16 protein-coding genes are annotated in these 19,657 nt (G+C 74.9%); 9 read left to right on the top strand and 7 right to left on the bottom strand.

The annotated features are described in order from the left end of the window. The first annotated feature begins 238 nt into the window (after nt 1-238). The 3 genes from IE106_RS14715 to vph all read left to right on the top strand — a co-directional run bounded on the left by IE106_RS14715 (nt 239) and on the right by vph (nt 3,069). On the top strand, nt 239-1,123 hold the full coding sequence (locus IE106_RS14715; RefSeq protein WP_189533910.1) for an LLM class flavin-dependent oxidoreductase: 885 nt from the start codon (nt 239-241) through the stop codon (nt 1,121-1,123). Nucleotides 1,124-1,384: 261 nt separating this feature from the next. Then, nucleotides 1,385-1,918, top strand: a complete 534-nt coding sequence (cpt, locus tag IE106_RS14710; protein WP_189533908.1) for a chloramphenicol phosphotransferase CPT — start codon at nt 1,385-1,387, stop codon at nt 1,916-1,918. 287 nt (nt 1,919-2,205) lie between these two features. Next, nucleotides 2,206-3,069 carry a viomycin phosphotransferase gene (gene vph / locus IE106_RS14705; protein ID WP_189533906.1) on the top strand — a complete coding sequence of 288 codons (864 nt, stop codon included), beginning with the start codon at nt 2,206-2,208 and terminating at the stop codon, nt 3,067-3,069. Between the two features lie 38 nt (nt 3,070-3,107). On the opposite strand, the gene IE106_RS14700 is transcribed toward vph, so the two are convergent. Further along, complete coding sequence (locus tag IE106_RS14700) at nt 3,108-3,689, bottom strand: TetR/AcrR family transcriptional regulator (RefSeq protein ID WP_189533904.1); 582 nt, start codon at nt 3,687-3,689, stop codon at nt 3,108-3,110. A 62-nt stretch (nt 3,690-3,751) separates the two neighbouring features. Here IE106_RS14700 and IE106_RS14695 point away from each other — a divergent pair, with 62 nt between their 5' ends. Then, the gene (locus tag IE106_RS14695; RefSeq protein WP_189533902.1) at nt 3,752-4,273 is read left to right on the top strand and encodes an SRPBCC family protein; all 522 of its coding nucleotides are present in this window, start codon (nt 3,752-3,754) and stop codon (nt 4,271-4,273) included. Nucleotides 4,274-4,363: 90 nt separating this feature from the next. Here IE106_RS14695 and IE106_RS14690 read toward each other — a convergent pair whose 3' ends face one another. Then, nucleotides 4,364-5,692, bottom strand: coding sequence for an APC family permease (locus IE106_RS14690; protein WP_189533900.1), 1,329 nt, complete (start codon nt 5,690-5,692; stop codon nt 4,364-4,366). A 175-nt stretch (nt 5,693-5,867) separates the two neighbouring features. Continuing rightward, nucleotides 5,868-6,437, bottom strand: coding sequence for a VanZ family protein (locus IE106_RS14685; RefSeq protein WP_229840427.1), 570 nt, complete (start codon nt 6,435-6,437; stop codon nt 5,868-5,870). 637 nt (nt 6,438-7,074) lie between these two features. Here IE106_RS14685 and IE106_RS14680 point away from each other — a divergent pair. Then, nucleotides 7,075-8,652, top strand: a complete 1,578-nt coding sequence (locus IE106_RS14680) for a pectate lyase family protein (RefSeq protein ID WP_189533899.1) — start codon at nt 7,075-7,077, stop codon at nt 8,650-8,652. A gap of 569 nt (nt 8,653-9,221) precedes the next feature. On the opposite strand, the gene IE106_RS14675 is transcribed toward IE106_RS14680, so the two are convergent. Beyond that, complete coding sequence (locus tag IE106_RS14675) at nt 9,222-10,772, bottom strand: ABC transporter substrate-binding protein (protein ID WP_189533896.1); 1,551 nt, start codon at nt 10,770-10,772, stop codon at nt 9,222-9,224. A 785-nt stretch (nt 10,773-11,557) separates the two neighbouring features. Here IE106_RS14675 and IE106_RS14670 point away from each other — a divergent pair. Continuing rightward, nucleotides 11,558-12,058, top strand: a complete 501-nt coding sequence (locus tag IE106_RS14670) for an ATP-binding protein (RefSeq protein ID WP_189533894.1) — start codon at nt 11,558-11,560, stop codon at nt 12,056-12,058. A gap of 322 nt (nt 12,059-12,380) precedes the next feature. Next, a complete protein-coding gene (locus IE106_RS14665; protein ID WP_189533892.1) occupies nt 12,381-15,155 on the top strand; it encodes a helix-turn-helix transcriptional regulator in 2,775 nt (924 codons plus the stop codon). 146 nt (nt 15,156-15,301) lie between these two features. Here the strand turns inward: IE106_RS14665 and IE106_RS14660 are convergent, their stop codons facing one another. Beyond that, nucleotides 15,302-16,369 (bottom strand): hypothetical protein, encoded by a 1,068-nt coding sequence (locus IE106_RS14660; protein WP_189533890.1) that lies wholly within the window; start codon nt 16,367-16,369, stop codon nt 15,302-15,304. A gap of 104 nt (nt 16,370-16,473) precedes the next feature. Between IE106_RS14660 and IE106_RS14655 the strand changes: the two genes are divergently transcribed. After that, nucleotides 16,474-16,932, top strand: a complete 459-nt coding sequence (locus tag IE106_RS14655) for a MarR family winged helix-turn-helix transcriptional regulator (RefSeq protein WP_189533888.1) — start codon at nt 16,474-16,476, stop codon at nt 16,930-16,932. Nucleotides 16,933-17,199: 267 nt separating this feature from the next. Here the strand turns inward: IE106_RS14655 and IE106_RS14650 are convergent, their stop codons facing one another. Next, nucleotides 17,200-17,499 (bottom strand): hypothetical protein, encoded by a 300-nt coding sequence (locus IE106_RS14650; protein ID WP_189533885.1) that lies wholly within the window; start codon nt 17,497-17,499, stop codon nt 17,200-17,202. Between the two features lie 269 nt (nt 17,500-17,768). Here IE106_RS14650 and IE106_RS14645 point away from each other — a divergent pair, with 269 nt between their 5' ends. After that, on the top strand, nt 17,769-18,626 hold the full coding sequence (locus IE106_RS14645) for a S1 family peptidase (RefSeq protein WP_189533883.1): 858 nt from the start codon (nt 17,769-17,771) through the stop codon (nt 18,624-18,626). Between the two features lie 117 nt (nt 18,627-18,743). Here the strand turns inward: IE106_RS14645 and IE106_RS14640 are convergent, their stop codons facing one another. After that, nucleotides 18,744-19,472 (bottom strand): 3-keto-5-aminohexanoate cleavage protein, encoded by a 729-nt coding sequence (locus tag IE106_RS14640; RefSeq protein ID WP_229840426.1) that lies wholly within the window; start codon nt 19,470-19,472, stop codon nt 18,744-18,746. Nucleotides 19,473-19,657 lie beyond the last annotated feature (185 nt).

The following is a 19,657-nucleotide window of genomic DNA, read 5'->3' as shown; positions in this document are numbered from 1 at the left end:
ACCAAGGGGTGTGGGGTTGTCCGTTGGTGCTTCACGGGGGCGGCCGGGCGGTGCCCGGCGGGATGGCGGGGAGGGTCCCGGCACGGGGGCGTGACGCCGCCCGCCTCGGGCAGGCGGACCGGCGAACCGGGCGGCCTCGGGCTCCGGTCGACGATCCGGGGCGTGACTCCCGGCGCTGCGGGGCCGCTGCGGCCGAATTCCGTTGATCCGCTTCAGGGCGGCCGACGATACTGCTCCGATGAGCCGAATCGGTGTGATGTTCGACAGGGACCGACGACCGGAGGAGCTGAGGGACTTCGCGCACGAGGCGGAGAGCCTCGGCGTGGACGACCTCTGGGTCGTCGAGGACCTCGCCTGGGCCGGGTCCGTCTCCTCCGCGACGCTGGCGCTCACCGCCACCGACCGACTGCGGGTCGGCATCGGCATCATGCCCGCGCCCCTGCGCAACCCCGCCCTGCTCGCCATGGAACTCGCCACCCTGGCCCGGGTCTTCCCCGACCGCCTCGTCGTGGGCGTCGGCCACGGCGTTCCGGAGTGGATGGCCCAGGTCGGCGCGGCGACCCCCACCAAGCTGGCGCTGCTGGAGGAGACCGTCACCGCGGTGCGCACGCTGCTGCGCGGCGAGACCGCACACGTCGACGGGCGCGCCGTCCACATCGACGGCGTACGCCTGGTCCATCCGCCGGCCGAACCCCCGCCCGTCGTCACCGGCGTCGTGCGTCCCCGTTCCCTGGAGCTCTCCGGCCGCTGCGCCGACGGCACGGTCATGGCCGAAGGACAGGGCCCCGCCGCCGTCCGTACCGCCCTGGCCCACATCGCGGCCGGCCGCACCTCCTCCCCCGCCGCTCCCACGAGCCACCAGCTGATCGTCTTCACCCACCTCTGCGTCTCGCGGGACGACCCGGACCGGGTCGCCACGGCGACGGCTCCCGTCCGCGCCGAGTACTCCGACTGGCTCGGCATCGCGCCCGAAGACGTCTTCCTCGCCTCCGGCACCCCGCAGGCCGCCGCCGCCCGCATCCGGTCCCTGTGGGACGCGGGCGCCGACACCGTGGTGCTCCGCCCGGTCGGCGACGACCCGTGGGAACAGGTACGGGCGGCCCTGGCCGCGCTGGGGCGCTGACGAGATCCCGCCGGCACCCGGTGCACCGGGTGCCGGCGGGACCGGCGCCGCCCAATCCCGAGGCGACTGCCGACCTCCTTCTCCCCACCGGACCGACGCCCGTGCCCGGCCGTGACGCCCTGCCGGGGGGCGAGGGCCGCGCGGGCGGCCGCCGTCCGCCTTCCCATGCGGTGGCCGGGAGGGCCCACCGGGGTGCGGCAGTGGGGCGGGCCCGGCGAAAATCGCTTCGAGCGCCGTGGCGGTCGCCTCTACCGTGACCTGGTGACGACTCAGGTGATCGTGTTGAACGGCGGATCCAGCTCGGGCAAGTCCGGGATCGTCCGGTGCCTGCAGGCGGTGCTGCCGGATCCGTGGCTCGCCGCCGCCATCGACTCGCTGGTCGAGGCGATGCCCGCTTCCCTGCGCGCATCGGACGCGGGAATCGCATTCACCGCGGAGGGCGGCGTGAACATCGGATCGGAGTTCCGGGCGCTGGAGGCGGCGTGGCGGGAGGGCGTCGCCGCGATGGCCCGTGCGGGTGCCCGGGTCATCGTCGATGACGTCTTCCTCGGCGGGGCGGCGTCCCAGGAGCGGTGGCGCAGGGCTCTGGCCGGACTGGACGTGCTGTGGGTCGGCGTCAGGTGCGAGGGGACGGTCGCCGCGGGCCGTGAGATCGCCCGCGGCGACCGGACCCAGGGGATGGCCGCGTCGCAGGCGGAGCTGGTCCACCGGGGCGTGGCCTACGACCTGGAGGTGGACACCACGCACACGGAGTCCCTGGACTGCGCGCGGGCCATCGCCGCCCGGACCGGGTGACCGCGGACTCGGTTGCCCGCGGGCTCGGTTGCCCGCCGGCTCGGTTGCCCGCGGGCTCGGTCGCGCGGACGTGGTCGTCCCCGGGCGCAGTGGGTCGCGGACGCGGTCGTCCGCGGGCTCCCACTCCCCCGTCGCCGCGAGGAGACGTGGTACGTCCCGTACCGTGCGGGGGAAGGAAGCGGATCACTGCCGGTTCCCCGCCCGCCCCTCCTCGTCAGGGTCGTCGACGGTGCCGGGCCGCCTCGTGGACCGTCCGTCCGGTTGGTGAAGGATCCGGAGGCCATCCCATGGACATCCGCACGACCCATCGCGCCCTGCTGAAGCGCCTGCTGCCCGGCGAGGAACCGGGTGGTCTCGCCGTGCGGCAAGGGCAGTTCCACGACGTGGTCATGGGCGCGGACCGTGTCGTGTGCCTGCCCCGCAGCCGGGCGGCGGCCGCCCGGCTGCCCGAGCGGGCGGCCGTGCTGCGCGCACTCGCCGGTGTCGACCTCGGCTGCCGCGTACCCGAGCCGTCGGCCCAGGGCGAGGCCCCCGGCGCCGACGGGGTGCCGTTCCTGGTGCTCAGCCGCGTTCCCGGGGAACCGCTGGAGGCCCGCGCGCTCGACGACGCCCGGGTGGCCGGCGCCGTGGCGGCGCAGTACGCCACCCTGCTGGCCGGGCTGGACCGCGCCGGCCGCGACGCGGCGGTACGAGCGGTTCTGCCTCGGACGCCGGCGGACCGGTGGCGGCGGTTCGCGACGAGCGTGCGCGCGGAGCTGTTCGCCCTCATGTCCGACGGCGGGCGCCGGCGGGCCGAGCGGGAGCTCTCGGCACTCGACGGCCTCCCCCACCTCACCGAAGCGGTGGTCCATGGTGACCTCGGTGCCGAGAACGTCCTGTGGGAGTGGAGGGACGGCCTGCCGCACCTGACCGGAGTGCTCGACTGGGACGACGTCTCCCTCGGTGACCCGGCCGAGGACCTCGCGGCCGTCGGCGCCGGCCACGGTCACGGCCTCCTGGAGCGGGTGCTCGCCCTGGGCGGCCGGCCGGACGGCGGGCTCGCCACCCGCATCGCGGCGATCCGCGGCACGTTCGCCCTGCAACAAGCCCTGTACGCCGCCCGCGACGGCGACGAGGAGGAACTGACGGACGGCCTGGCCGAGTACCGCTGAGACCCGGCTCCGGTGGCGGCCGTCGCACACCGCGGCCCTCAGCCCAGCAGCGCGGCCGTGCACTCCTCGATGAGGTCCTCGGCGTGCGGGGGCAGCGGCGTACCCGCTCGCACATGGCGTCGGACCACGGACAGCGGCAGGTCGACCAGGGCCAGGACGATGCGGTCCCGGCCCTGCTCGCCCGTGGCGCCCAGGGCCCCGGCGAGGGCCTCCAGGGTGGCGAACACCCGCCGGTTACCGGAGTCGGCGCGCCGGGTGTGCTCTTCGGACCAGTCGGCGCGGCCGAAGTCGGCGGCGCCGTACAGCAGAAGAGCGACCTCCTCCGGATGCCGCCGGCTCCAGCCCACCGCGTACCGGGCAGCCGCGCGCGCGGCGCGGCGCGGGTCGCTCTCGCCGTCGAGGACGGCGAGGTAGCCCTCCTGGAAGCGTTCCACGGTCCGCAGCCACACCTCGGCGAGGAGCGCCGGGCGCCCGGCGAACCGGTGGTAGACCGAGCCGCTCGGAGCGCCGACGGCCTGGGCGACCGCCGACATCGTCACGGCGGGCGGTCCTCCGGCGGCCGCGAGGCGAACGGCGGCGTCGAGCAACTGGTCGGTGTCGAAGCGGGGTGGTCTCGCCATGAAACAGAGAGTACCCTCCAATTAATTGGAGGCATCCCTCCAATACTATGAGGGGAGGGCGCATGGGCGTCTACAACGTGCACGGGCGTCTGCTGGCCGCGGAGGAGAGCACGGTGGGCGCGCTCGTCGACACGCTGGCGAGCGGAGAGGGCGACCGGTTGTGGCCCGGCCGCCACTGGTCGCCGATGGCGTTCGACCGCCCGCTGGCGGTCGGCGCGGTGGGCGGGCACGGCCCGGTGCGCTACACCGTGTCCGGGTACGCACCCGGGCGCTGGATCCGCTTCGAGTTCACCGGGCCGCGGGGGTTCCACGGCTTCCACGAACTGGCCGTGCTGCCCGTCGACCCGGAGCACACGCTGCTGCACCACACTCTCGCGATGTCGACCAGCGGCCTGGCCCGGATCACCTGGCCGCTGGCCTGGCGGCCGATGCACGACGCCTGCCTGGAGGACGGACTGGACCGCGCCGAACTCGCCTGCACGGGCACCGTCGCCCGCCCGGCCCGCTGGTCGCCGTACGTCCGTCTGCTCCGCCGGCTGGCCGCCCGCGCCGCCCGCCGCGGCCCCGGGACCGCCGGCCTTTGAGCCGGAGGGGCCAGGGCCGCCCCGGCCGCCGGGCGCGCGGCCCCGAACCGGGCGCGCGCCCGGCCGCGCCGGTCCGGCGGCGCGCGGTGGTCACCCGCTCGTGGCCCGCTCCCCCGCCGCGCGCCCGGTGCCGCGGCGTGCCGCGACGACCGCGCCCAGCACCAGGCCCGCGCCGAGGACCACCAGTCCGCGCAGCCACACCGCGGCCTCGATCCGGGTGGCCAGCAGGACGCAGGAAGCGGCGCCGAGCACGGGAAGCACGGTCGGGGCCCGGAAGTGGCCCGGCTCGCCCGGGTCGCGACGCAGCACCAGGAGCGCGGTGTTGACCATGAAGAAGACCACGAGGAGCAGCAGGACCAACGTGGACGCGAGCGTGGTGACACTGCCGGTGAGCGCGAGCAGGGCCGCCAGACCGGTCGTCACCGCGATCGCCACCCAGGGGGTGCGGCGCCCGGGCAGTACCGCGGTCAGGGCGCGGGGCAGCAGGCCGTCGCGGGCCATCCCGTACGCCAGGCGCGAGGACATGATCCCGGTGAGCAGCGCGCCGTTGGCGACGGCCACGAGCGCGATGGCGCCGAACAGCCGCTCCGGTACGCCGCCCGCGGCCCTGACCACTTCGAGGAGGGGCCCGCTGGACCCGGCGAGCGTGCTCGTCGGGACGGCGGCGGACGCGGCGGCGCCCACCAGGACGTACACCACGCCGGCCGTGACGAGCGCGGCGAACAGGGCGCGCGGGTAGGAGCGTCGGGGGTCACGGGTCTCCTCGGCGACGTTCACCGAGGTCTCGAAGCCGACGAACGAGTAGTACGCCAGCACCGCGCCGCTCAGGACGGCCGCCGCGGCGCCGTGCTCGGGCGTCCCCAACCGGGTGAGCCGGCCGGGGTCGCCCTCACCGCGCAGCAGGAGCCAGGCCCCGAGCACGACGATGATCGCCAGGCCGCCCACCTCGATGACGGTGGCGGCGACGTTCGCCCGGGTGGACTCGCGGATGCCGCGGGCGTTGAGCAGGGCCAGCGCCACCAGGAACAGCACGGCGACGGGGCCGACGGGCACCGAGACGAAGGCCGCGAGGTAGTCGCCCGCGAAGCCCCGGGCGAGCGCGGCCACCGACACGACGCCGGCGGCGAGCATGGAGAACCCGGCGAGGAACCCGGCGAACGGCCCGTAGGCGCGGGTCACGTAGTGCGCGGCCCCACCGGACCGCGGGTACTTCGTCGCGAGCTCGGCGTACGAGGCCGCCGTGAGCAGGGCCAGGGCGAGCGCGACGGTCAGCGGCACCCACACCGCCCCGCCCGAGTCGGCGGCGATCCGGCCGATGAGGACGTACACCCCCGCGCCCAGGACGTCGCCGAGGATGAAGAAGTAGAGCAGGCGCGTGGTCAGGGCACGCTTGAGTGGTCGGTCTTTTCCGGTGGCCATGAAGATCCGCTTTCCCCGGGGGCGGCGTGACACGCACGGGGTGCGGGGGCCGTCCACCCCTCTGGCCCACGGGGCGGGCACGGCGGCCCGCCGGGGTGGCGCGGGGGTGGATCGGGGCGCCGCGCCGCCGCCCCGCCGGTGCCGGAGCACGGCGGGGCGGCGACGCGGCGGGCCGTCAGGGGGTGGTGCGCCGGGTGAACCGGTGCCACCAGTGCCGGCGCCGGGGGTGCACGGCGCGACCGAGCCTCCGGCCGAGCAGTACGTAACCCAGCAGCGCGCCGGTGCTGTTGAGGATCACGTCGTCGACGTCGAAGGCCCGCCCGGTGATCAGCGCGCCCTGCACCAGCTCCACCAGCGTCATCACGACGGCGGTGACCACCACGACCCGGAGCAACCCGCGGGTGCGCGGCGCCAGCACGGGCAGCAGCAGGCCGAACGGCACGCCCAGCGCGATGTTCCCGCCGAGCTGCTTGACGGTGTCGCGGAAGGCGGGCTGCCCGAGGTACTGGCGGATGGAGTCACCGGGGCGCAGGTTGCTGTGCGTCAGCTGTTCGGAGGCGACGGACGGTTCCAGCGTCAGCCGGGCCAGGACCACCGCGAACCCCACCATGAACACGAAGGACACCAGCATGGCCGCGATGCGGGCTCCTCTCGGCCACCTGGGGCCGGCCGGCGCCGCTCCGGGGTCGGGTGCCGCCTCCTCCTCCGCCCGTTTGGTCGTGTCCCGCCGGACCGTCCACGTCATCGTCAGCCCCCTCCCGAGGTCAGCCTTCAGGCAGCCCGGCTACCCCCGGTACGAAACCGCACACACCCCACGGGACCGGGGCCGGCGGGGCGGGCGCGGCGTTCGCCACGGGGCGGGCGCGGGCCGGACCGGAGGCGCCGCCGAACGGGGTGACGGCCCGTCCGCGACGCCTCCACGCGGCCGGGCACGCGGGCCGGCGCGGGCCCGGACGGATTCCCCGGGCCGGGCCGTCCCGCGTGCCTCCGAGGAGGGGCCCGCCCGGCGGGGTCACGCGCAGTCGCCGTCGGCGCGCTTCGGGGACGTCCGGGGCGACCGCCGGTCCCGTGATCAAGGACGGTGACCGGCAAGCGAGTTGGAAGAAAACGTTCCGCAACTGTCCGGAACCTTGTCAGCCCGTCGAACGTCACCCTATTCTCACCGACGGAAAGCGCTTTCTGATTGACGAGGGCCGTCACCGACGGCCTCGCACACCCATGCCGCGGCGGGCCCACCGAGCCCGATCCGCATCGGGAGGAGCCCTCCTTTCCGGGCCGACCAGCGACCCGCCCGACGACGGGCCGGTACCCCCCGACGGCCTGCCGGAACGACCACGGCACGCAGCGGCACCCAGCATCCGAAGACGAAGAGGGAGACAAGGATGAGGCGACCAGTCGCACTGCGACTCTGTGCCGCGACGGCCACCATGGCCCTCGCGGCCGCGACCGGGGTGGTCCTGTCGACGCCCGAGGCATCGGCGGCGACCGGTGGCGTCACCGGCTACGCGACCCAGAACGGCGGGACCACCGGCGGCGCGGGCGGGCAGACGGTACGGGCCACCACGGGAACCGCGATCCACGCGGCCCTGTGCGGCCGGGCCAGCAGCAGCACCCCGATCACCATCCAGGTCGAGGGGACCATCAACCACGGCAACACCGGCAAGGTGTCGGGCGGCAGTTGCAGCACCGCCGCCGGCGTGATCGAGCTGAAGCAGATCAGCAACGTCACGATCGTCGGGGTCGGCAGCGGAGCCGTCTTCGACCAGCTCGGCATCCACATCCGCGACGCCAGCAACATCGTCATCCAGAACGTGACCGTCCGGAACGTCAAGAAGTCCGGCTCGCCCACGTCCAACGGCGGTGACGCCATCGGCATGGAGAGCAACGTCCGCAACGTCTGGGTCGACCACGTCACCCTGGAGGCGTCGGGCGGGGAGTCGGAGGGGTACGACGGCCTCTTCGACATGAAGGACAACACGCAGTACGTGACCCTGTCCTACAGCATCCTGCGCAACTCCGGCCGCGGCGGCCTCGTCGGATCCAGTGAGAGCGACCTCTCCAACGGGTTCATCACGTACCACCACAACCTGTACGAGAACATCGACTCCCGCGCCCCCCTGCTGCGCGGCGGCACCGCCCACATCTACAACAACCACTACGTGAGCCTCAACGAGTCCGGCATCAACTCCCGGGCCGGGGCACGCGCCAAGGTGGACAACAACTACTTCGAGGACTCCAAGGACGTCCTGGGCACCTTCTACACCGACGCGGCCGGCTACTGGCAGGTCAGCGGCAACATCTTCGACAACGTGACCTGGTCCAGCCCCGGCAGCGAGAACAAACCGGCCGGTCCCGACCCCCAGTCCAACACCACCGTCAACATCCCCTACCCCTACGGCCTCGACGCGGCCGGTTGCGTACCGGGCGTCGTGAGCCAGACGGCGGGTGCCAACAAGGGCCTGCGGGTGTCGGACGGCAACTGCTCGCCGCAGACACCGGCTCCGACGCCGACATCGACGCCGACCGGCCCCACGCCGAGCCCCACCGCCACGACGCCGAGCCCCACCGCCACGCCGGGACCGACGCAGCCCAGCGGGACCAACCTCAGCATCGGGGCCGGCTCCGACGGCTCCGGCAAGGCCGACGGGACGAGCTACGGCAACGTACGGGACGGTGACCTGAGCACCTACTGGTCGCCGACCGGGTCGACCGGCTCCATCTCCATCAAGTGGGGCTCCCCCACCGCGGTATCCAAAGTCAACATCCGGGAGGCGTCGGGCTCCGTGGGCAGCATCGGGTCCTGGCGGCTCGTCAACGCCGACACCGGCGCCGTCCTGACCTCCGGCAGCGGGGCGGGCGTCATCACCTTCGCCCGCACCTCGCTGCAGAAGCTCACCTTCGAGATCACCGGCTCGACCGGCACGCCGCGGATCGCCGAGTACGAGACCTACGCCGGATAGCGGCGCGGTCCCGCCTCACGCCCGGAGCCGGGGGCCGTCGGACGCGGCGGCCCCCGGTCCCGGGCCGTCAGGGAGTCGGCCTCGGACCTCCCGGGGTGCTCGGGCATGCGGAGGAGCCCCGGTACGGCGTGCGCCGTGGGGGGCGCACGCCACCGGCTGCCGGGACGGCAGGCGAGTCGCCGGCCGGTGGGGTGAACCGGAAGCGGCGCGCACGGCTCGTTCCGCATGCCCGTGCGAGTACCGGCCGACCGGGGCGCGGTCAGGGCCACCCCTGATGGCTCCGGCGCCTCCGGTCGGCCGACGACCGAGAATCTACGGAACCGGAACGTGCGCGGCCATCCGGGTGGGCGGTGGCCCGGATACGCAATCAACCGCGCCCGGACCGTGCCCCGACCCGCGTACCCGGTGGAGCCCCCCCACTCGGGGCCGGGGCGGGCGCCTTCCACCCGGTCGTCCGCGGGACGCGGAAGCGGCGGGCACGGAGGCGTCCGCCCGGGAACCACCCGGCACGCGGGCGGACGCACGGGTCGCGGGCGGACGCGCGGGGCGGGGCGCCGTGCGGCCCGGCGTCAGAGCCGGCTCAGTTCCCACAGGCGGCAGATCCCCGTGCCGTCCGCCAGGTACTGGCCTCCGCCCACGTCGGGCCGGGTCACCACGTAGTCCTTCTTCTGCCACAGGGGCACCAGGGGGACCGATGTCGCGACAGCCCTCTGGATCACCCGGAACTGGTCCATGGTCAGGGCCCGGTCGGTCTGCTGCTGCGTCTTGCGGATCGCCGTGCTGATCTCCGGTGACGAGAAGCCGTTGTTCAGTACGTTGTCCGGGCCGACCAGGGGCTGGGTGAACGTCTCGGGGTCCGGGAAGTCGGGCGACCACCCCGTGAGGAAGGCGTCGAACTCCCCCCGGGCGTAGCGCTTCTGGTAGGTGGGCCAGTCGGGCTCCTCGACGAGCGTGACCTCGAAGACCCCCAGGGCTTCCAGCTGCCGTTCGAGTTCCTTCGCCTCCAGGGCGGCGGTCCCGCTCTGGTGGCCCAGGGTGAAACGGGCCGGTGTGGGGATTCCGGCGGAGGCGAGGAGTCGCCTCGCGTACCGGGGGTCCGCCTCGGGGTAGGCGTCGAAGAACGCCGTGCTGTGGCCGGTGATGCCCTGGGGGATGAGCGAGTACAGCGGTGTCACGGTGCGCCCGTACACCGTGCCGGCCAGGTGCCCGCGGTCGACGAGGGCCGCGACGGCCCTGCGCGCGGCCACGTCGGCCAGGGGGTTGCCCTTGCGACGGAGGTTCACGGCGAGGTAGTGGGCCTCGGTGCTCTGCCCGATGGAAAGACGCAGGTCGGGGCTGTTCTCGTCGAGCTTCGCCAGGGTCGCCGACGGGAGTCCCCGGTAGGCCACGTCGACCGTGCCGGCCCGCCAGGCCGCCTCGACCTCCTGTGCCTCCTGGTAGTACCGGATCCGGATGGGCGCGCCCCCGCCGCCGGGCACCGCCCCCTGGTACCGGGGGTTCGGCTCCAGGTCGATCCTGTCCTCGGACCGGGAGGAGATGACGTAGGGGCCGGAACCGGTCACCTCCCGCACCGTCCGCAGTTCGTCGGACGGGTACACGGACGGGTCCACGATGGACCCGGCGCCCGTGGCGATCTTCGACGGCCACGTCGCGTCGGCCGTCTTGAGGTGGAAGGTCACGACGGAGCCGTGTGCCTCCACCGACTCGAGGTTCGCGAGGAGCGGTCCCGGTCCGAGGGGGTCGTTGATCCGCAGGATCCGGTCGAACGAGTGCTTCACCGCTGTTCCGGTCACCCTTTTCCCGTTGGAGAACTCCAGACCGTCGCGGAGCAGGCACCGGTAGGTCAGGAGGCCGGAATCGGTGAACCCGCACTTCTCGGCCGCGTCCGGCCGGGGCGCGGGCGCCCCGGGCTCGAAGGTGAGCAGGCTCTGGTAGACGTTGCTGTACAGCGCCCACGAGCCGCTGTCGTAGGCCCCGGCGGGGTCGAGGTGTGTCAGGACGTTCGCGGTCCCGATGACGATGGGAGCGCCGCCCCCGCCTTCGTCCGGTACCGAACGGCAGCCACTGACCAGCAGTAACGCCACGCATCCTGCTGTCGCCCGTAGGTGTTTCGCCTTCATAGGTGCTGTTCTGCTCTCTTTGGTCCGTACGCCGCGTCCGAAGACGGGTGCCGAGCGGTGGGCGCCGGCGGGGCGGGTGCCTGGCGGCCCGGTCGTGTCCGGGGACGGGGTGGGGGTGACGGGGTGGGGCCGGCCTCCTGCCGGAGGCCTGTTCCTCACGGGTTTTCCTTCCTGCCGAATCCGTCGCCGCCTCGTGCGGCGGCCGGTCGGCGGGGAGAACCTACGGGCCGATCTTCGCGCCCTCCATCCGGACGGGGCCGGATACGGATACGTCAACAATCCCGGGCCCTGCCGGTACCGCGCCGCCGCGGTCCGCCGGCGAAGGGACCGGTCCGTGCCGGACGGGTCACGGTGCGTGCGGCACGCGGGTGAGGGCCGGCGGGGCGCCGCGCCCGCGCGGACCTGGGCTTTCGGCCCCCTCCGCCCCGCCGGCGTCGCGGCAGCCGCGCGGCCCCGGCACGGCGATCGCGGCCGGGGCCCGGAGGGCGCGGTGCCGTGCCGTGCGTCCTGCGGAGGCGCCGGCCCGCGCCGGACGCCGGCGGCCGCCGGGCGCCGGGACCGCCGTTCGGGCAGGTACGGGACCGTCCGGTCCGCCTTCCCGGGGCCGGTGCGCGGTTCTTTGCGTATACGTGCTTCACCGCCCCTGATTGCCCGCGGTGTGCGCGGGCCGGATCGTTGACATGCCGAGGACGGAGCGTCCGGCACCCGAGCGCCCGGTGAAATCGGATACTCCCGGCCGCTGGGCCCGACACGGGTACCAGCTCGAACGGACTGGAGCCCACGTCATGGTCATCGAACGCGTCCTGAGTGGAGCACCGCAGCGCGTCTGGCCCGATCACCTGCGGGGTCTGGCCGCCTGCACCATGCCGGCCTCGCCGGAGGTGGTGCCCGTGCTCCGGCGGTTCTCCCGGACCGTCGCACGGGGCTGGCAGCTGCCCGACCGTTTCGACGAGGCCCTGTCCGTGATCGTCACGGAACTGGTCACCAACGTGGTCCTGCACAGCGACAGCCCGTGGGTCTCCCTGGCGATCGACGTCCGCGGCAGCGCCCTGACCGTCGAGGTGATGGACGGCGGGTCCTGGAAGGACCGGGGCGCCCCGCGCCGGGAGCCGCTGGACGACCAGGTGGCCTGTGGGCGGGGGCTGCGCCTCGTCGACGCCTACGCGACCCGGACGGTGGTGCGGCGCGTGGAGGCGGGGACGTCGGTGACCGCCGTCATCGCCCTCACCACCCCGCAGGAGCAGATCTGCCCGGTGGTGCGGCCCGCCCTCGGCGCGTTGGTCTAGACGCCCCGGTCCGGACGCCCCGGCCCGGGGCCGGCCCGCCGGTCGGACCTGGGCCGGCGGACCGCAAGCCCCGGCGCCTCCGCCCCCTCTCCGGACGGGCGCCGTCCTCCCCGTGCGTTGCCGCGGCGGCGTCGGGGGGACATCCTGGGAGACCGGAAGACGTCAGGGCCCCGACGCACCGGGCCCCGCGGGGGCACCCGCCGGCCCGGTGGTCCGTGAGGCGGACCCTCGGGTCGAGGCGGCGTACGGAACGTAACCTCCGGTCGCCGGACGCGCCGCGGCGCGTCCGGGAGCCGGGACCTCGGAGTCATGGGACGGTCGCGTGGTCGCCACACACGAGTCCGCGGGGAGACCCGCGCCGCTGCGCTCCCTGGTGGACGCCGGGTCGGGGGCGGTGCTGGTCCTCGTGGAGGGCGCCGCCGGCATGGGCAAGAGCCACTTCCTCCGCGGGGTCGGCGCCTCGCCGGAGGCCGCGGGGGTGACCCGCCTCGCCTGGAGGTGCGGCGATCCGGACGCACAGCCCGAGGTCGTGCGGCAGGAGGGGCCGCTGCTGCTCCTGGTGGACGACGCGCACCGGGCGGGCGCCGAGGAGCGGCAGCGGCTCCGCCGTGTGCTGGAGGCCCCCTGGCCGGGCCTGACGGCCGTGGTGTCCTACCGCCCCGAGGAGCTGGAGGTCCCCGGTCTCCCGCTCGGGGCCTCGCCCGACGGCTACCCGCCGGAGCTCACCGTGGTACGGCACCGGCTGGAACCGTGGGACGCGGCCGGGGTCCGCCGTGCCGCGGCGGAGGTCCTCGGCGACCACGGCCCGGCCGAGGTGGTGACGAGGCTGTGGGAGCGTTCCGGCGGGGTGCCGCAGGTGGTGGTCGACCTGCTGGCGCTCCTGCGGGGACGCCCGCTGGAGGAGCACACCGTCGACGGCCTGGACGGGCTCGGCGTGCCGGTCCGGCTGGCCGAGCTGGCGCTGAGCCGGACGCTGCGCCTGTCCCCGGAGGACCGGCCGGTCGTCTGGGCGGCGGCCGTGCTGGACGAACCGGTGAGCCGGGACGAGCTGGTCGCCGTGTCGGGCCTGGGCCCGGCGCGGGGCAGGAGCGCGCTGCTGGCGGCGCTGGCCTGCGCGGCGCTGGCCGAGCGGGAGGAGGGGCGCTACGGGCTGCCCGTTCCTCTCGCGGCGCTCGCCGTGCACGCCTCCGTGCCCGGACCGGTGCGCCAGGAGCTGCACCAGCGGGCGGCCCGTGCGGTGGCCCGCCGGCAACCGGTGCCCTGGGCCGTGCTGGCCCGGCACCACCGGGCCGGTGGCCACGTCCGCGGATGGCTGCGGGCCGTGGAGAACGCCGCCCGGGCGGCGGCCGGGTCGGGGCGCCACCAGGAGGCGATCGGTCTGCTGGAGCCCACGCTCACCTCCCCGGTGGTGCCGCCGCAGGTGCGGGCCCGGCTGGCGCCGCTCCTGGCGCGCAGCGCCGTCGTCGGGCTGCGTTCGGACCAGACCGTCGAGGTCCTGAGGCACATCATCCGCGACGCGTCGCTCCCCCTGGCCGTCCGTGGCGAACTGCGGCTCGATCTGGGGTTGTTGCTGAACAACCAGCTCGGCAGGGTACGCCAGGGGTGGCGGGAGCTGGAGCTCGCCGCCGCCGAACTGCGCGAGGTGCGTCCGGACCTGGCCGCCCGGGCGATGGCGGCGCTCGCCCTCCCGCAGTGGCCCGGTCCTTCGGTCGAGGTGCACCGGACGTGGCTCCTCACCGCCGTGCAGGTCGCGGAGGAGAGCGAGGACGACGTCATCCACGCCGCCGTCGCCGCCAACCGCCTGTCCTTCTCCCTCAGCGTGGGCGACCCGGAGGCGTGGGACCTGGTGGAGTCCCTCCCCACGGACAGCCCGGAGCCGAGCTGCCGCCTGCACGCCGCGCGGGGCCTGTGCAACGCCGCGGACTCCGCGGCCTGGCTCGGCTACTACCCGCGGGCGGAGGAGATGCTGGCCGCGGGCCTGGAACTGTCCGCGAGGAACGGCGCCCCGTACACCGAGCACACCGCACTGGGGACGCGGCTGCTGCTGGAGTGGTACACGGGCCGGTGGGGCGGGTTGGCGGAGCGGTGCGAGAGGTTCGTCGACGCGACGGCCGACATGCCCCTGCTCTCCTCCGACGCCCGCATGGTGCGGGGCCTCGTCGCCTTCGCCCAGGGCGACTGGGGTACGGCGCTGTCCTGGCTGTCCGGCGACGACGCGACGTCGCCGGAGGACACGCCGGCGCCGCTGGCGGCGGCCACGTCCGGTGCGCTGGTCCGTCTCGCGCTGGCCCGCCAGGAAGTGGGCGGAGCGGCGGAGAGGGCCCGCGAAGCCTGGTCGGTCGTCGCCGCCAAAGGGGTCTGGGGGTGGGCGGCGGAGCTCGCCCCCTGGGCCGTGGAGGCGTTGGCACGCGCGGGCGAGCGGGAGACGGCGCGGCACATGGTGCACGCCTTCGCCCTGGGGATCGAGGGCCGTGACGTGCCCGTCGCCCGGGCCGCCCTCGTCTGGAGCCAGGCCGTACTGGCCGAGGTGGAGGGCCGGTGGGGGGAGGCCGTGCGCCTGTACCGGGCGGCGTCGGCCGCGTACGCCGCGCTGCCCCGCCCCTATGCCCAGGCGCTGAACGCGGAGAGCGCGGCACGCTGCGCCCTGGAGACGAGGGGGCGGGACGTCCCGGAGGGGGCCGGGGGCGGCTCCCGCCAGGGCACCGGAGCCGAGGGGCCCCGTACGGAGGAGGAGACCGGCGAGGGCGAGGGGACCGACGGGGTCGACGACACCACGGTGTGGGCGGTGGCCGAACTGCAGGCGTGCACCGAGCGGTTCAGCGACCTGGGGGCGGTCTGGGACGCGGCCCGCTGCCGGGCGGTCCTGCGCACGTACCAGCCGGCCAAGGACAAGCGGCGGCCCGGCCGCCCCTCGCAGGCGGACCAACTCTCGCCGCGCGAACGGGAGGTGGCCGAGCTGGCGGTGTCCGGGCTGACGAACCGGGAGATCGCCACGACGCTGCACCTGTCCCCCCGGACGGTGGAGCAGCACATCGCCCGCGCCATGCGGAAGACCGGCGCGCTGTCCCGGCAGGACCTTCCCCGGCACCTCGTGTGACCGGCCCGCCCGGCCGTCCGGGGCCGTCGCCGTCGGGAACACCACCGCGGCGGTCACGGCCGCGACCGCGGGCGGGTCGGGCGCCGGGGTCGAGGCCGCGGCCCCGCGTGGACAGGACGCGCCCCGTACGAGGGGGCGGGGCGCGCTCAGACGCCGACCGCCTCCTCCATCTCCTCCTCGGCCTCCTTCTCCTCGGGGACGGCCCGGCCCGCGGCGGGGGCGGGGGCCGCGACGGCGGCCCGGGTGCGGCGCCGGCTCTCGGTGACGCCGGCGACGGCGGTCAGGGCGAGGCCGGCGAGCAGCCACAGGACGAGGACGAGGACGTGCCCGCCGAGGGCGTGCCCGTCGAAGTACACGTGGCCGCGGACCCCCTCGACGAACCCGGCGCCGTTCCAGAAGGCGTGCAGCGAGGCGAAGAGGCCGGGCTGCAGCTCGGGCCGGTAGACGCCGCCGGAGCTGGTGAAGTTGAGCATGACGAACAGCACCATGACGCCGAGGGTGGTCCACCGCTTGAGGAAGGTGTGGAGGCCGACGCCGATGAAGAGGATGCCGGCGCCGTAGAGCCAGGACATCGCCCACAGTCCGCCGAGGCCGTGGTCGACGAGGTGGAAGACGGGCCCGGCGAAGAGGACTCCCACGAGGCTGACGGCAAGCGACGTGCCCGCGGCCAGGAGGGCGCGGATCCGCATCGGCAGGACGGCTCCGGCGCCGCCGATGACGGCCACGGAGGCGTACGAGCCGATGCTGAGGGCGACGAGCAGGAAGAAGACGCCCTGCCCGGTGGGGTCGCCGTCGGCGAGGGGAGCGGTGTCGGTGACTTCGAGGGGGGCGCCCTGGGCGGCTGCCACCTTGGTGAAGACCTTCTCGACGGCCAGGGCGCTGGTGTCGGAGGAGGCGCCGGCGACGAGGAGTTCGGGCTGGGGGCCGGGGACGTAGGCGCCGAAGCTCGACTGCTCGCGCAGGGCGGTGACGGCGGTGTCGCGGTCGGCGACGGTGCGGACGTCGAGCGCGCCCGCGCCCTCGTCCTGGAGGGTCTGGGCGAGGACCTGCGCGGCGGGCCCCGATCCGACGACGTCGACGCGGAGGTGGTGGGGTTCGGGGGCGTGGAAGGCTCCGAGGTAGGCGAGCCCCATGCCGACGCACATCAGCAGCGGGGTGAGCAGGTGCCCCAGGACGTGGCGCAACGTTCCCTTGGTGTTCGGCCCTGCGGACACGGAACCTCCATTGGTTGGCTTTTACAACGACAAACCGTTGTACTATACAACCGAAACCGGAGACCCGTCGACCGGCGGCACGGGCGAACGACAAGGGGCACACCATGAGCGAGGGCGCGCGCGAGGCGGCCGTCGAAACCATCCAACGGGAGCTGACGGCTTTCGCCCGCCGCGCCCGGGCGACGGCGGCCCGGCTCCATCCCGAACTGCCCCTCGTCTCCTACACGCTGCTCGCCCACATCCACGACCGGGCCGGCTGCAGCGCCACGGACCTGGCGGCCCACTACCTGCTGGACAAGTCGACGGTGAGCCGGCAGCTCGCCTCGCTGGAGAAGCTGGGCCTGGTCGAGCGCCGCCCCGATCCGGACGACCACCGCGTCCAGGTCGTCCACCCGACGGAGGAGGGGCGCCGCGTCCTCGCCTCGACGCAGGCCAGCCGGCACGCCGCCTACGAGGAACGGCTGCGCGACTGGTCCGCCGAGGACCTGGCCCGCTTCGCGGCGTACCTGGTCCGCTACAACGCCGCCGTCACCCCCGGTCCGCCGGAGACCCCCCGCCGCTGAGCCCGTCCGGGCCCGTGCCCCGCGGATGGCCGCGCCCCTCGCGAGCGGCCGCCTCCGGCACGGGTCGGGGCGAAGGGGGCGGAACGGCCGCACCGCGGCGCGCTCACGTCGCCGAGCCCTCCTCCCGGTCGGACGCCCCCCCGGCGGGGCGGCGGGTGACTGCGCGACAGGTCGCGGGCGGCCGGCCCGTGCCGCCCCGGCGCGGTACCGGTGCCGGCGCCCTACCGGTGCCGGCACCGGCGCAACAGCCCTATGCGGCAGCGGAGGTCACAGGTAGCCGCCGGCCAGGGCCACGAGGGCCACGCGGCGGCCGTGCACGTGGTCGCGGCGGGGGCGGGTGACCGGCCGGGCGGGGAGGTCGAACACGTGCCGGGCGCGCCGCGACCGGCGCTTCCCGCGCCGCCGCGCGGGGGCGGGCTCGGGGTCCGGCGCGCCCTCCTCGCCCCACAGCGCCTCCTGCCGCCACACCAGGGGTATCGCGGTCTGCCCGTCGAGCCGCACCGGGGGCGGGTCGGACAGCTGCTGTTCCACGGCCCACAGCCGGGCCCGCGTCTTCGACGGGATCACGCGTTACCTCCACAGTGACAGGTCACCTCGAAGTATCGGCTGCCCCTTCGCCTGCCGCCCACGCCGGAGCGGCCGCGGGCGCCGCGCCGTCCGCCGGGGGCTCCGCGCGGCAGGGCGGCCGGCGGGGTCGGCCGGTCGACCCCGCGTTCCGGGGGGGGGAACGGACGGAAGCCCGCGACCGGAGTGGTGGCCGAAAACCCCTTCTTGTCATGGTCATGCCCATTTCGAAGAATGCGCGTGACCGTCCACGTACGGAAGGACACCCCCACATGAAGAGGACCCTCGTCGGTGCGCTGCTCGCGTCGGCGCTCATCGGCCTCGGCGCCACGCCCGCGGCGGCCACCGCCCCCGCCCCGGCTTCCGCCGCCGCCCCGGTGGCGGCCTCCGGGGTCGCCGCCGTCGACTTCGCCGGCACCGTGGCCCTGAACAACTGCTCCGGTTCGGTCGTGCGGTTGCCCCAGTCGCAGCCCGACGACCGCGCGCTGGTGCTGTCCAACGGCCACTGCCTGGAGTCCGGCATGCCGGGCCCCGGCGTCGTGGTCGTCGACCGGCCCTCGACCCGCAGCTTCGGCCTCCTGAACTCCGCCGGCACCCGTGTCGCCACCCTGCGGGCCGCCAAGATCGCGTACGCGACGATGACCGACACCGACGTCTCGCTGTACGAACTGACCACCACCTACCGCCAGATCGAGGACCGCTACCGCATCAAGGCCCTCGAACTGGACACGGTCCGCCCCGCGCAGGGCGCCTCCATCAAGGTGGTCTCCGGCTACTGGAAGCGGATCTACAGCTGCTCCGTCGACGGTTTCACGTACCGCCTCAAGGAAGGCGACTGGACCTGGACGGACTCCGTCCGGTACACCGCGGCCTGCAACACCATCGGCGGTACGTCCGGGTCACCCGTGATCGACACCGCGACCGGCAAGGTCGTCGCCGTCAACAACACCGGCAACGAGTCCGGCGGCCGCTGCACCGTCAACAACCCCTGCGAGGTCGACCGGAACGGCACCGTGACCGTCCGCCAGGGCATCAACTACGCCCAGCAGACGTACACCATCGCCCCCTGCGTCGGCACCGGCAACAGGATCGACCTCAGCCGCCCCGGCTGCGCGCTGCCCAAGCCGTAGCCACATCCCGTGCCGTGGCCGATCGGGATCGGACACGGCAGGCGGCCGTCCGGCGGCGCTCCGAGACGGGAGCGGGCCGGATCGGCCGCCGCCCGGGACCGCACGGGCCGCCGGCGCCTACGCGGCCTCCCGGTGCCGCACCGCCTGCGCCACGAGCTGCGCGTTGTCCTTGGCGGGCAGGAAGTCGGCGTCCAGCAGGGTGTCCTCCAGGCCGATACGCGTTTCGAGGCCGTCCCGGAGCGCGAGGCGCAGGACGGGCCACGCGGCGTCACCATCGGAGTGGAGCTGGATCGGCACGGCGCCGTCCTTCCCCCCGAGGACGTCCAGGATCCTCCGGGCGTCCGCGATCGACCGGTCGACCGGCCGGTCGATGACCTCCACCAGGATCCGCGCGTAGTGGTCCCCGCGGTACCTGGCGGCGAACGCGCCGGCGTCGTCCTCCGACCAGATCCCGACTTCGATCCCCACGCCGAGGCCCCGCAGGAGCCGGGTGGTCTCTTCGAACGCCGGCTCGCTGATGTTCACCGAGGCGAAGTCCGGCGGTTCGGTCAGGTCGCTCCAGCGGGCCAGCTCGTCCAGCCGGCGCCGCGGGTCTCCCCCCGTCATCCAGATCCCGGTGGAGACCCCGACCGGGACGGTGCACGCCTCCCTGACCGCTCTCAACGCGGCGTCGACGCTGTCGCGGTGCAGGGTCTCCCGGCCGTCGGCGTCGCGCGGATGCATGTGGATGCTGTCGGCCCCGGCCGCCTGCGCGGCTCTGGCCTGCGCGGCCAGGTCCTCCGGGGTCACAGGGAGGTGGGGGTGTTCGCCCGTCACTCGGCGGCCGTTGAGACAAGCCTGGATCATCCTCGCCATGATGCCATGTCGACCGCCCGCCATCCCGTTCCGACACCACCCGCGGGTCCGGCGGGCCGGGGCGAGGGGCGGGAGGCCGCGGGACCCCGGGACCGGCCGTGCGGGCCCCTCCGGCCGGTGGCCGGAGGCGGCGGACGCGGGGCCGGCCTCGTACGCCTCCCCGCACCGCGCGGCGG

It is taken from the genome of Streptomyces roseolilacinus, assembly GCF_014649335.1.
GTDB classification, from domain to species: Bacteria; Actinomycetota; Actinomycetes; order Streptomycetales; family Streptomycetaceae; genus Streptomyces; species Streptomyces roseolilacinus.
This window is presented reverse-complemented; position numbering and strand designations above follow the sequence as displayed.